This window comes from Azospirillum thermophilum (assembly GCF_003130795.1).
Taxonomy (GTDB): Bacteria; Pseudomonadota; Alphaproteobacteria; order Azospirillales; family Azospirillaceae; genus Azospirillum; species Azospirillum thermophilum.
The window spans coordinates 717,521-730,268 of the sequence record NZ_CP029356.1 but is presented as its reverse complement, the minus strand read 5'-3'; the positions used below and the strand labels follow the sequence as shown (position 1 = coordinate 730,268).

Below are 12,748 nucleotides of genomic sequence, written 5' to 3'. Positions count from 1 at the left end.
CCTTGGGAAGCCGTCGAGGGAGAGGGAGCCGCCGGGGCTATTGCGTGTTCTTCGCGTCCTTGGCCATGATCTCCGGCGCCGAGATGGTGACGCCGCAGGCCGGGAAGGCGTTGGCCGCGAAGAAGTTGTCGGTCAGGTCCGGCCAGAAGTTCACCCCGGCCTTCAGGCTGTTGTAGTCCTCAACCGGGATCGGCACCGAAATGAGCTGAGGCATCGGATTGCCTTCCAGCGCCGAGACGGCGGCCTTCATGGACACCGCCACCAGACCGGCCGACTGCCCGTAGGACAGCCCCTTCAGCCCGTCCTTGGCGTGGGCGGCGATCAGCTTGCGGAAGCCGTTTTCGGACTCCCCGGCCATGGGGACGAAGGGATGCCCGGCATCCATCAGGGCGCGCACCGTGCCGGTCGAGCCGCCCTGGGTGAACACCGCGTCGAAGCGGCCATGGACGGCGAGCGCGTCGGCGGTCGCCTTCTGCGAGGTGCCGTCGTCCCAGTTCCCGACGATCTCGATGATCTGCAGGCCGGGCGCCTCCTTCTCCATCACTTCGCGGAAGCCCAGGTGGCGGTCGCGGTCCACGGAGTTTCCGGGGAGGCCGCGCACCTCCAGGACCTTGCCGTCCTTCTTGCCGCCGAGTTCCTTTAAAAGATGGCGGGCAGCGATGCGGCCGATCTCGAGCTGGTCCTCGTTGACCTGCATCACCTTGTCGGTATCGAGCACGTTGTCGAAGGGCACGACCACCACGTTGTTGCGGTCGGCGAGCCGGATCACCCGGTCGAAGCCGTCGGGCGCCACCGCAATGGTGACGATGGCGTCATAGCCCTGGTTGATGAAGTCCTCCATGGCGCCGAGCTGGGCCGCCACGTCGGTGCCGGTGGAGACCACCTTCAGCTCCTTGATCTTGTCCTTCATGCCGGGCTGCTCGGCATAGGCCTTGGCGGTCTGGATCATCTGGATCCGCCAGGTGTTGCCGACGAAGCCGTTGACGATGGCGATCCGGTAGGGACCCTGCTTCCTGGGCCACTGATAGTACTTCGTGTCCGCCTTCCACGGCTTGAAGCACTGCGGCTCCGGCCCCGGCCCGGATACCGCCTTGGGAGCGGCGGCGGCCCCGGCCGCGGACAACAGCATCCCGGCAGCCACGGCCGCCGGCAGGCAAATCCTGCGCATCATGGTTGTGTCCTCCCTGATTGGCGGCCCCGCTTGCGGGCCTTCTTGTGCGGGCCGTCGCCCCTGCCGGCGTCCGTCCGACCCCGCTGCCAAGCCGGAGTGTTCCAAATGATTGATATACTAGCAATCAGCCAATCGGATATCCCCGCTTGGGAAGGTTCCGGAACGGGCGCCCGCCGCAGGTGTTGTCGGAGGCGCAAAAAACGAGAGGTTTCCTCATGCCGGACAGCAAGCATTACGCGCCGCCGGGACCGCTGGGATTCGGCGGCGCCCCGTTGGGCAACATGTTCGAGGAGGTGCCGGACGACGTCGCCGAGGCCACGCTCGACGCCGCCTGGGACGCCGGGATCCGCTATTTCGACACTGCACCGGAATATGGCCCGGGCATCTCCGAGCATCGCTTCGGCCATGCCCTGCGCAATCGGCCGCGCGATGAATTCGTGCTGTCCACGAAGGTCGGCCGGCTGCTGCGCGCCGATGCCAGCAAGGGCGGCAGGCATGGTCCCTTCGTGAAGGGGCTGCCGTTCCGCGTCGACTACGACTACACGGCCGACGGGGTGCGCCGCTCCATCGAGGACAGCCTGCAACGTCTCGGCATGGCGCGCATCGACATCGCCTACATCCACGACTGTGCGGAGGATGCCCACGGCGACCGCTGGCTGGAGGTGTTCGATACCGCCATGACGGGAGCCGCCGTGGCGCTGACCCGGCTGCGCGAGGAGGGGGTGATCCGGGCCTGGGGTTTGGGCGTCAATCGGGTGGAGCCTTGCGTCATGGCGCTCGACCGGGCGGACCCCGACGTCTTCCTGCTGGCCGGCCGCTACAGCCTGCTCAACCAGCCGGCGCTCGACGAGCTGTTTCCCCGCTGCGCCGGGCGCGGCGTCCATGTCGTCGTCGGCGGCCCCTACAATTCCGGCATCATCGCCGGCGGCCGGACCTTCGAATACCAGGACGCTCCGGCCGACAAGCTGAACGCCCGAGACCGCCTCGCGGCGATCGCCCAAAGGCACGGGGTGGATCTGCGCGCCGCCGCCCTGCAGTTCTGCGCAGCCCACCCGGTCGTCGCCTCGGTCATCCCAGGCACGAAGAACCCGGCGCGCGTGCAGGAGAATGTGGAGCTGATGGCGCAGCCGGTTCCCGCCGATTTCTGGCAGGAGCTGAAGGCGGCCGGCATCCTGCCGGAGGCGGCGCCGACGCCGTCCTGATCGCCCGTGCCGGCCGGCCGTCTTCGTCGCCCGCCTTCGTTTCCCCCGATAACGCCGACCGGCCCTCGTCCAGAGCGATAGCAATTTACGTATCGGCACAACGGAAAATCGCATTGGACAGTTATGGTCGGCGCGCCTAACGTCAGGCAACCGAACAATCAGCAGGAACCGCCGCCGCAGGCGTCGGACCGTGCAGCAGCGCGATGCCGCCGCCTCGCCGCGGAACGCGGCCGGCTGCGCGGAACCAATGATCAAGACCAAGAAGGGGGAGCCACGCATGTCCAGGAATTGGCTGAAGTCCGCGGTCGCCGCCACCGTCCTCGTCGCGGCCGCCGGCACCGCCCAGACGGCCGGGGCAGCCGACGGGAAGCTGACGGTCGGCTTTTCGCAGATCGGCTCCGAGTCCGGCTGGCGCGCCGCCGAGACCAAGACGGCCAAGGCGGAGGCGGAGAAACGCGGGATCACGCTGAAGATCTCCGACGCCCAGCAGAAGCAGGAAAACCAGATCAAGGCCGTCCGCTCCTTCGTCGCCCAGGGCGTCGACGCGATCTTCATCGCCCCGGTCGTGGCGACCGGCTGGGATTCGGTGCTGAGGGAAGCGAAGGAGGCGAAGATCCCGGTCGTCCTGCTCGACCGCCAGATCGAGACGCGGGATCCGTCGCTCTACATGACCGCCGTGACCTCCGACACGGTGCATGAGGGACGGGTCGCCGGCGAGTGGCTGGCCAAGGAGACCGGCGGCAAGTGCGCGGTGGTGGAGCTGCAGGGGACCGTCGGTTCCTCCCCCGCCATCAACCGCAAGAAGGGCTTCGACGAGGTCGTCGCCAAGACTCCCGGCATGAAGATCATCCGCACCCAGTCCGGCGACTTCACCCGCGCCAAGGGCAAGGAGGTGATGGAGAGCTTCATCAAGGCGGAGAACGGCGGCAAGAACATCTGCGCCGTCTACGCCCACAACGACGACATGGCGGTCGGGCCATCCAGGCCATCAAGGAAGCCGGGCTGAAGCCGGGCAAGGACATCCTGGTGGTATCGATCGATGGTGTGCCGGACATCTTCAAGGCCATGGCCGAAGGCGAGGCCAATGCGACGGTCGAGCTGACGCCGAACATGGCCGGTCCCGCCTTCGACGCGCTGGTGGCCTACAAGAAGGACGGCAAGGCGCCGCCCAAGTGGATCCAGACGGAGTCGAAGCTCTTCACGCCCGACACCGCCAAGGCCGAATACGAGCGCCGCAAGGACGCCTACTGACCGCAAGGCTGGAGCGTCCTGCGCCGGGGATCCCGGAGGCGTCCCGGCGCCGTCCGGCATCCGTCGTCTCCACCGAAACGCCGTCGAGGCGAGGCTGCCATGACATCGCCCGCACCCCCCTCGAACCGCCCGCTTCTGGCGGTCCGGGGTCTGTCGAAGTCCTTTCTCGGGGTCCAGGCGCTGGACGGCGTCGACTTCACCCTGCGGCACGGCGAGATCCACGCGCTGCTCGGCGAGAACGGCGCCGGCAAGTCGACCCTGATCAAGACGCTGACCGGCGTCCATCAGCGCGACGCCGGCACCACGACCCTGGAAGGGCGCGAGATCGCGCCGCGCGGCGTCGACGACGCCCAGCGCCTGCACATCGGCACGGTCTACCAGGAGGTGAACCTGCTGCCCAACCTGTCGGTGGCGGAGAACCTGTTCCTCGGCCGCCAGCCGATGCGCTTCGGGCTGGTGGACCGCCGGTCGATGCGCGGGCGGGCACGGCTGCTGCTGGCGAGCTACGGCCTGTCGATCGACGTGACGGCCCCGCTCGGCCGCTATTCCGTGGCGACGCAGCAGATCGTCGCCATCGCGCGCGCCGTGGACATGTCGGCGAAGGTCCTGATCCTGGACGAGCCGACGGCCAGCCTGGACGCCCGCGAGGTGGCGGTCCTGTTCCGCGTCATGCGCACGCTGCGGGACCGCGGCATCGGCATCGTCTTCGTCACCCATTTCCTCGACCAGGTCTACGAGCTGTGCGACCGCATCACCGTGCTGCGCAACGGCCGGCTGGTCGGCGAGCGGCCGACTGCGGACCTGCCCCGGCTGGAGCTGGTCGCCATGATGCTGGGGCGCGAGCTGGAGGAGGCGGCGCACCGCATCACCCTTGCCGCGGCCGGAGAGGCGGAGGCCCGGCCGCCGCTCGCCCGGTTCCGCGGCTACGGCAAGGCGCGCAGCGTCGAGCCCTTCGACCTCGACATCCGCGCCGGGGAGGTCGTGGGGCTGGCCGGGCTGCTCGGCTCCGGACGGACGGAGACCGCGCGGCTCGTCTTCGGCATGGACCGCGCCGACCGCGGCGAGGCGACGGTGGAGGGCCGGCCGGTGCGGCTGCGGGGGCCCCGCGAGGCGATCCGTCTCGGCTTCGGATACTGCCCGGAGGACCGCAAGAAGGAGGGCATCGTCGGCGAGCTGTCGGTGCGCGAGAACATCATCCTGGCGCTGCAGGCGCGGCAGGGCTGGCTGAAGCCGATCCCGCGCCGGCGGCAGGAGGAGATCGCCGACCGCTTCATCCGGCTGCTCGACATCCGCACCCCGGACGCCGAGCGGCCGATCCAGCTCCTGTCCGGCGGCAACCAGCAGAAGGCGCTGCTCGCCCGCTGGCTGGCGACCGAGCCGCGGCTGCTGATCCTGGATGAGCCGACGCGCGGCATCGACGTCGGCGCCCATGCCGAGATCATCCGCCTGATCGAGAGGCTCTGCGCCGACGGCATGGCCCTCCTCGTCGTCTCCTCGGAGTTGGAGGAGGTGGTGGCCTACAGCCGGCGCGTCGTCGTCCTGCGCGACCGGCGCCATGTCGCCGAGCTGCGGGAGAAGAGGTCACCGTGGAGCGCATCGTCGGGGCCATCGCGTCGGAGAATCCGGTACTGGAGGACAGGCCATGACCGCCGCCCTGCCCGGCCGCCTGCGCAACCTCGCGCAGTACGGCGCGCTTGCCGTGGTGCTGCTGGCGAACGGGCTGCTGTTCCCGGATTTCTTCGCCATCCGCCTGCAGGACGGGCGGCTGTTCGGCAGCCTGGTGGACGTGCTGAACCGCGGCGCGCCGGTCGCCCTTCTCGCCATCGGGATGAGCATGGTCATCGCGACGCGCGGCGTCGACCTGTCGGTCGGCGCCGTCATGGCCATCGCCGGGGCGGTGGCGGCCACCATGACCCAGGCCGGCTGGAGCCTGCCGGCCGTTCTGGCCGCGGCGCTGGCCGCCGGGCTGCTGTGCGGCCTGTGGAACGGCGTGCTGGTCGCGCTGCTGCGCATCCAGCCGATCATCGCCACGCTGCTGCTGATGGTCGCCGGCCGCGGCATCGCGCAGCTCATCACCGAGGGGCAGATCGTCACCTTCGTCAGCCCCGGCTTGGCGGCCATCGGCAGCGGCTCCTTCCTCACCGTGCCGATGCCGGTCGTCATCACGCTCGCCGTGCTGGCGCTCACCGCGCTGCTGGTCCGCGCCACCGCGCTCGGTCTGATGATCGAGGCGGTGGGCGTCAACCCGCTGTCCAGTGCGGCGGCCGGAGTCAACATGCCGGTCGTGCTGATCGCCGTCTATGTCTGGTGCGGCCTGTGCGCCGCCATCGCCGGGCTGGTCGTCACCGCCGACATCCGGGGAGCCGACGCCAACAACGCCGGCCTCTGGCTGGAGCTCGACGCCATCCTGGCCGTCGTGATCGGCGGCACCTCGCTGCTCGGCGGGCGGTTCGGGCTGCTGCTGTCGGTGGTCGGGGCGCTGACCATCCAGGCGATGAATACCGGCATCCTGCTGAGCGGCTTCAAGCCGGAATTCAACCTGATCGTCAAGGCGGCGGTACTGATGACCGTGCTTCTGCTGCAGTCGCCGACGCTGACGCTGTTCCTGCCCCGGCCGCGCGGAGCGGCACCCGCCAGGGCGCCGGCCGCGGCCGGACGCCGGAGGACCGGAGCATGATCCACCGCTTCCTTCCGCTGATCGTCACCACCGCGGTGCTGGTCGCCGGCTTCCTGCTCTGTGCGGCGCAGTTCCCGGCCATCGCCTCGCTGCGGGTGGTGGGGAACCTGCTGACGGACAATGCCTTCGTCGGCATCGCCGCGGTCGGCATGACCTTCGTCATCCTGTCGGGCGGCATCGACCTGTCGGTCGGTGCGGTGATCGGTTTCACCACCGTCCTGCTGGCCGTGCTGATCGAGCAGGGCGGCTGGCACCCCGTCGCCGCCTTCGCCCTGGCGCTGCTGTTCGGGGCTGCCTTCGGCGCGGCGATGGGAGCGGTGATCCACTGGTTCCGCATGCCGCCCTTCATCGTGACGCTGGCCGGCATGTTCATCGCGCGCGGCATGGGGTTCGTGCTGACCACCGATTCCCTGCCGATCAACCATCCGCTCTACGGCGAGCTGAACGAGGTGGCGCTGCGTTTCGACGGCGGCGGCAGGCTCGGCCTGCCGGCCATGACGATGCTGGGCGTCGTTGCGCTGGCGATGCTGCTGGCGCACTGGACCCGGTTCGGCGCCAACATCTATGCGCTGGGCGGCAACCGCCAGTCGGCCGAGCTGATGGGCGTGCCGGTGGGACGGACCACCGTGACGGTCTATGCCCTGTCGGGCCTGCTGGCGGCGCTCGCCGGAATCGTCTTCTCCCTCTATACCGGAGCCGGCTATTCGCTGGCGGCGACGGGGGTGGAGCTGGACACCATCACCGCCGTGGTGATCGGCGGCACGCAGTTGACCGGCGGCTACGGCTATGTGCTGGGGACCTTCTTCGGCGTGCTGATCCAGGGGCTGATCCAGACCTACATCACCTTCGACGGGACGCTGAGCAGCTGGTGGACCAAGATCGCCATCGGCCTCCTGCTGTTCGTCTTCATCCTGCTGCAGAAGGGCCTGCTGGCGGTCTGGTCGGACCGCGGGAGGCCGGCGGAGGCGTGACGTCCGCCGGTCTCCCGCCCGCCCGGGATCAGCCAGCCAGCGAGGCGCTGTCGATGACGAAACGGTACTTGACGTCGCCCTTGAGCATCCGTTCATAGGCGGCGTTGATCTCGTCGGCGCGGATCAGCTCGATATCCGCGATGATGCCGTGCCCGGCACAGAAATCGAGCATCTCCTGCGTCTCGGGAATGCCGCCGATCATCGAGCCGGCGATCGACCGGCGCCGGGTGATCAGGTTGAACACGTCGGGCGAGGGATGCGGCGTCGCCGGCGCGCCGACCAGCGTCATCGTGCCGTCGCGCTTCAGCAGCACGAGGAACGCGTCGAGGTCGTGCGGGGCCGCCACGGTGTTCAGGATCAGGTCGAAGCTCTTGGCATGGGCGGCCATCTCGTCGGGGTTGCGGGAAACCACGACCTCGTCCGCACCCAGCGCCTTCGCATCCTCCCGCTTGGATTCAGACGTGGTGAAGGCCACGACATGCGCGCCCATCGCATGGGCGAGCTTGATGCCCATATGGCCGAGGCCGCCGATCCCGACGACGCCGACCTTCTTCCCAGGACCGGCCTGCCAGTGGCGCAGCGGCGAATAGGTGGTGATGCCGGCACACAGCAACGGCGCCACGGCGGCGAGCTGCTCCGCCGGGTGGCTGATCCGCAGCACATAGCGCTCGTGCACCACGATCCGCTGCGAATAGCCGCCCAGCGTATGGCCCGGCGCATCCCTGGTCGGGAAGTTGTAGGTGCCGATCATGCCGTCGCAGTAGTTCTCCAGCCCGGCATCGCAGTCCTCGCAATGCTGGCAACTGTCGACGATGCAGCCGACGCCCACGAGGTCGCCGTCGCGGAACCTCGTCACATGGGCGCCGACCGCCGAGACGCGGCCGACGATCTCGTGCCCGGGGACACAGGGCCAAAGCGTGCCGGCCCACTCGGCCCGCACCTGGTGCAGGTCGGAATGGCAGACGCCGCAATAGGCGATCTCGATCTGGACATCATGCGGACCGGGGGTGCGGCGCGTGATGTCGATGGGTTCCAGGGGGCGGTCGGCGGCATAGGCGCCAAAGGCTTTCACGGCCATGGAAGTCTGTCCTCTTTCGTTTGATCCTCGGCGTCAGGCGCCGTACTGCTCGTCCGTCACCTTTTCCAGCCAGTCGACGGCCCTGCCGTCGAGCTGTTCCTGGATGGCGATGTGCGTCATTGCGGTGGTCGGCGCCGCGCCGTGCCAGTGCCTCTCGCCCGGCGCGAACCGGATCACGTCGCCGGGGCGGATCTCCTCGACCGGGCCGCCCTCGCGCTGCACCCGGCCGCAGCCGGCCGTCACGATCAGCGTCTGTCCCAGCGGATGGGTGTGCCATGCGGTGCGGGCGCCCGGTTCGAACGTGACGCTGGCGCCGGTCGCCCGGGCCGGGTCATCGGCCTGGAAGAGCGGATCGATCCGCACGGTGCCGGTGAACCAATCGGCAGGTCCCCTGACGGACGGCTGCGAGCCGGCGCGCTTGATGTCCATGGTCTCGATCCTCCGGCAATCGTCGCTACGGAGCGGTTGTGCGGCAGAACGCTAACCGATGCGGTCACCCTTGATTAGCCGCCGCAACGCGCATGGACCTATCGATCCTGTTCATGAATGGAGCGATTGAGCGTTGCCGAGGCGGCCGGCCGCTTGCGGATCCGGGCCGGAAGCCGCATCCTGCCATGAAGAGGATTCATGAATGCAGCGTGAAACCGTTTCCGACCTCCTCGCCTTCCTCGCCGTCGCGCGCGAACGGAGCTTCACCAGGGCGGCCGCCAGGCTCGGGGTGTCCCAGTCGGCGCTGAGCCATACCGTGCGCCAGTTGGAGGCCCGGCTCGGCGTCCGGCTGCTGACCCGCACCACGCGCAGCGTCTCCCCGACCGCCGCCGGGGAACGGCTGCTCCAGAACGTCGGTCCGCGGTTCGATGAAATCCAGGGCGAGCTGGAGGGGCTGAGCGAGTTCCGCGAGAAGCCGGCCGGCACCATCCGCATCACCGCCACCGACTATGCGATCACCCATCTTCTCTGGCCGAAACTGTCCAGGGTCCTGCCGGATTATCCGGACATCAAGGTCGAGCTCGTCAACGACTACGGCCTGTCGGACATCGTCGCCGAACGCTACGACGCCGGCGTCCGGTTCGGCGAGCAGGTCGCCAAGGACATGATCTCGGTACGCATCGGCCCGGACGTCCGCTTCGCCGTCGTCGGAGCGCCGTCCTATTTCGCGAAGCACCCGCCGCCGGCGGTGCCGCAGAACCTGATCGAGCACCGCTGCATCACCCTACGGCTGCCCACCCATGGCGGGATCTATGCCTGGGAGCTCGGAAAGGACCAGCATGAGCTGCGCGTCCGGGTGGATGGCCAGCTCGTCTTCAACAGCATCTTCCATATCCTGGACGCTGCGGTCGACGGCTTCGGTCTGGCCCATGTTCCCGAGGAGCTGGCGCAGCCGTACATCCGGGAGGGCCGCCTCCGGCAGGTACTGGAGGACTGGTGCCCCACCTGGTCGGGGCTCCACCTCTACTACCCGAGCCGCCGCCAGTCCTCGCCGGCCTTCGCGCTGCTGGTGGATGCGCTGCGCCACCGGGACTGACGGGGACGGGCGAAGGCGCCCGGGAACGGTCCGCTTGGGCCGGTCTGGCGTCTTCTACCGGAGCATGGCCGACCCGCCATCCCTCCCCGCCATCGGGGACGGACCAGCAACGACATAGGCGCGGACGCGCTGGCCGATGCGCAGTTCGGCGTCCGGCGGAAGCGAAAGCACGACCTCCACGGTGCGGATATCGACCTTGGCCGTCGGGTCCTCCGACGCCGGCGGCACGCCGAAGACGGCGCCGATGCGCTTGACCCTGGCGGGAAAGCCGACCGCCTCGTCCGATTCCAGGACCACCCGGGCGGTTTGTCCGACCGACAGGTTGCGCAGGAACATCTCCTCCATGGTGCAGCGGGCGATGCGGGGGGAGTCGGGCAGAAGCTGGAACAGCTCGGTCACCGTCTGCACGGTTACCCCGTCGCCGGGGCGGGCGCGGCGGCGCACGATGGTCCCGGACACCGGTGCCCGGATCGTCCGCACCTCCACCTCGAAGCGGGATTCGGCGAGGCGGCGCTCGGCGAGCGTCACCGCCACCTCCGCGGCGGCGAGCTGGCTGCGCCGGACCGCCAGCTCCGTCTCCGCCTCGTCGAGCTGGCGGCGGCTGACCGCCTCGCCACTGCCGCGGCGCCGGAGGAGTTCCCGTTCGGCAGCGGCGACGCGATGCCGCTCCGTGACGACGACGGCACGGGCCTGCTCCAGCTCCGCCTCTGCGACCGCGGCGCGCAGCTCCGCTTGCCGGCTGTCGATGCGGGCGAGCGGCTGGTCGCCGGCGACGCGGTCGCCCTCCTCCACCGCCACTTCCTGGATCAGCCCCTCGCGCTGGGCGGCGAGGCGGATGACGCCGCCCTCCACGTCGATCCGGCAGCGGGATATGGCGGCGGGGTTGGTGACCGGCCGCGTCACGACGGCCTCGGCGGCGGTCTCGTCCCCGCAGCCCGACAGCAGGAGCAGCAGGAGAAGGAGAGCCGCGGCGTCGACGATGCGGTAGAGCAGAACGGGGTTCATGACGGAAGACCCTCTTGGGACGGTGGAGCGTCGACGCGGATGGTGTCGGACTGGATCAGCCCGTCCTCCATGGCGACCACCCGGTCGGCGAGGTCGATCAGCCGCGGATCGTGGGAGACGCAGAGGACCGTGGCGCCGTCCTCATGGGCGCAGGCCCGCAGCAGTTCCCCCACCGCATGGCCGTTGCGCTTGTCGAGCGCGCTGGTCGGCTCGTCGGCGAACAGCAGGGCCGGCCGCTTCGCCAGGGCGCGGGCCACCGCCACGCGCTGCTTCTCACCGCCCGACAGTTCCATCGGGCGCAGGTGGCTGCGCTCGGCCAGCCCCACCCGCTGCAGGCAGTCGACGGCGCGCGACAGCGCCTCCTGCCGGTCGAGCCCGGCATGGCCGAGCGGCAGCATCACCTGTTCCAGCGCGTTCAGCGCGGGAAAGAGGTTGAAGCCCTGGAAGACGAAGCCGCAGCTTTCCAGCCGGAAGCGGTCGAGGGCGCGGTCGCTCAGCTGCGTCAGGTCGCGATCGCCGGCCAGAATCCGCCCGGCATCCGGCCGCATCAGCCCGCCCAACGCCGCCAGAAGCGTGCTCTTGCCGCAGCCCGAGGGACCGACGACCAGCGTCAGCTCCCCCGGCTCGATCGCCAGAGACAGCCCGCGCAGCACCGGCGTTTCGATCCGCCCGGTGGTGAAGGACTTGTGCAGGCCGACCGCGGCCAGCGGAAAACCGGTCATCTCTCGTCACCTCAGCAGCATGGCGGGCTCGGCCCGGCGAAGCTGGCGGAGCGCCAGCAGGCCGGAGGACAGCGCCACCCCCAGCACCAGCAGGACGGCCAGCAGCGTCATGCCCGGCTCGATGCGCACAGGCACCTGATAGGCCCGGGCGAGCACCAGGACGCCGGCGCCGAGCAGGCCGGCCAGCAGCAGCCCGGCGGCTGCCAGCCACAGGGACTGCGCCAGGACGATCCGCCGGAGGCCGGAGGCCGGGACGCCCAGCGCGCGCAGCGTCGCGAACTCGCGGATCAGCCCGCCGATGGCGGCGGACAGGGTCTGGCTGGCGATGGCGACGCCGACCGTCAGCGCGATGGCCGAGCCGAAGGCGACGCCGACCCCCATGCCGGATTCCAGGATCCAGTAGCGCAGCGTGCGGTCGGCCAGATCTCCGGCGGCCCAGACGTCGAAGGCACGGCCCGGCCGGCCGGAGGTCATGTCGCGCACCACCGCCGCGGTCTCCGCGCCCGGCTTCAGCCCGACGAGGAAATAGGCGACGTCCTCGCTCGGCCGCGTCAGCCCGTCGAGCACCGCGACGGTCTCCAGCGAGGCGACGACATTGACCGCCCCGATGGCGCGCAGCCCGGTGGTGGCCCCGACGACCCTGACGCGCTGTCCGCCGATCTCCGCCGTGTCGCCCAGCGCCGCGCCAAGCTTGCCGAGGTCGGAGCGGTCCACCAGGATGCCGCCGGGCTCGCGCAGCGCGCGGCGCTGCTCCGGCGTCACGGCGTGGGCGAGCGCCAGCCCGTCGTCCCGCGTGTCGATGCCGGTGACGATGATGGTCAGCCCGCCGCGGTCGCCATGGGGCGAGCGCCAGTCGCCGCCCGACCACTGCATGCGCTCGACCCGCGCCACCGCCGGGTGCAGGCGCAGGAAGACCTCGGTGTCGGCCCGGATCGGCCGGCCGGCGTCGATCGTCTGCGTACCGGGAAAGCCGGCCCAGATGTCGCCGGCCGACGCGGTGACGTAGACGGTGATGGTGGAGAACAGGCCGACCAGCAGCCCCATCTGCACCAGGACCAGCAGGCCGGAGAAGGCGATGGCGAGGGCGGCGGGCAGAAAGCGCCGCCATTCGTAGAGCAGCGTGCGGCGGGCGAGCGGAACCAGCAT

At 69.9% G+C, this 12,748-nt stretch carries 10 protein-coding genes and 2 pseudogenes; 6 read left to right on the top strand and 6 right to left on the bottom strand.

Going from position 1 to position 12,748, the window contains the following annotated elements:
- Positions 1 to 37: 37 nt before the first annotated feature.
- Complete coding sequence (locus DEW08_RS24405; protein ID WP_109332102.1) at positions 38 to 1,171, bottom strand: sugar ABC transporter substrate-binding protein; 1,134 nt, start codon at positions 1,169 to 1,171, stop codon at positions 38 to 40.
- A gap of 215 nt (positions 1,172 to 1,386) precedes the next feature.
- Here DEW08_RS24405 and DEW08_RS24400 point away from each other — a divergent pair, with 215 nt between their 5' ends.
- From DEW08_RS24400 to yjfF, 5 genes and pseudogenes are all read left to right on the top strand, one after another.
- The gene (locus DEW08_RS24400; RefSeq protein ID WP_109332093.1) at positions 1,387 to 2,373 is read left to right on the top strand and encodes an aldo/keto reductase; all 987 of its coding nucleotides are present in this window, start codon (positions 1,387 to 1,389) and stop codon (positions 2,371 to 2,373) included.
- Between the two features lie 277 nt (positions 2,374 to 2,650).
- A pseudogene (ytfQ, locus tag DEW08_RS24395) lies at positions 2,651 to 3,624 on the top strand (galactofuranose ABC transporter, galactofuranose-binding protein YtfQ).
- Between the two features lie 99 nt (positions 3,625 to 3,723).
- Positions 3,724 to 5,270: pseudogene (ytfR, locus tag DEW08_RS24390) on the top strand (galactofuranose ABC transporter, ATP-binding protein YtfR).
- Positions 5,267 to 6,301 (top strand): ABC transporter permease, encoded by a 1,035-nt coding sequence (locus tag DEW08_RS24385; protein ID WP_109332092.1) that lies wholly within the window; start codon positions 5,267 to 5,269, stop codon positions 6,299 to 6,301. Before ytfR ends, DEW08_RS24385 begins: the two are co-directional and overlap by 4 nt.
- Complete coding sequence (gene yjfF / locus DEW08_RS24380) at positions 6,298 to 7,272, top strand: galactofuranose ABC transporter, permease protein YjfF (RefSeq protein ID WP_109332091.1); 975 nt, start codon at positions 6,298 to 6,300, stop codon at positions 7,270 to 7,272. Before DEW08_RS24385 ends, yjfF begins: the two co-directional genes overlap by 4 nt.
- Before the next feature lie 28 nt (positions 7,273 to 7,300).
- Here yjfF and DEW08_RS24375 read toward each other — a convergent pair whose 3' ends face one another.
- Positions 7,301 to 8,350, bottom strand: coding sequence for an NAD(P)-dependent alcohol dehydrogenase (locus tag DEW08_RS24375; protein ID WP_109332090.1), 1,050 nt, complete (start codon positions 8,348 to 8,350; stop codon positions 7,301 to 7,303).
- A gap of 33 nt (positions 8,351 to 8,383) precedes the next feature.
- Positions 8,384 to 8,779 (bottom strand): (R)-mandelonitrile lyase, encoded by a 396-nt coding sequence (locus DEW08_RS24370; protein ID WP_109332089.1) that lies wholly within the window; start codon positions 8,777 to 8,779, stop codon positions 8,384 to 8,386.
- A gap of 202 nt (positions 8,780 to 8,981) precedes the next feature.
- Between DEW08_RS24370 and DEW08_RS24365 the strand changes: the two genes are divergently transcribed.
- On the top strand, positions 8,982 to 9,875 hold the full coding sequence (locus tag DEW08_RS24365) for a LysR family transcriptional regulator (protein WP_109332088.1): 894 nt from the start codon (positions 8,982 to 8,984) through the stop codon (positions 9,873 to 9,875).
- 54 nt (positions 9,876 to 9,929) lie between these two features.
- Here the strand turns inward: DEW08_RS24365 and DEW08_RS24360 are convergent, their stop codons facing one another.
- The 3 genes from DEW08_RS24360 to DEW08_RS24350 are packed head-to-tail and all read right to left on the bottom strand — an operon-like array spanning position 9,930 to position 12,748.
- Positions 9,930 to 10,880, bottom strand: coding sequence for an efflux RND transporter periplasmic adaptor subunit (locus tag DEW08_RS24360; protein WP_109332085.1), 951 nt, complete (start codon positions 10,878 to 10,880; stop codon positions 9,930 to 9,932).
- The gene (locus tag DEW08_RS24355) at positions 10,877 to 11,602 is read right to left on the bottom strand and encodes an ABC transporter ATP-binding protein (protein ID WP_109332084.1); all 726 of its coding nucleotides are present in this window, start codon (positions 11,600 to 11,602) and stop codon (positions 10,877 to 10,879) included. Before DEW08_RS24355 ends, DEW08_RS24360 begins: the two co-directional genes overlap by 4 nt.
- A gap of 6 nt (positions 11,603 to 11,608) precedes the next feature.
- Positions 11,609 to 12,748: an FtsX-like permease family protein gene (locus tag DEW08_RS24350; RefSeq protein ID WP_109332083.1), complete on the bottom strand. Its 1,140-nt coding sequence runs from the start codon at positions 12,746 to 12,748 to the stop codon at positions 11,609 to 11,611.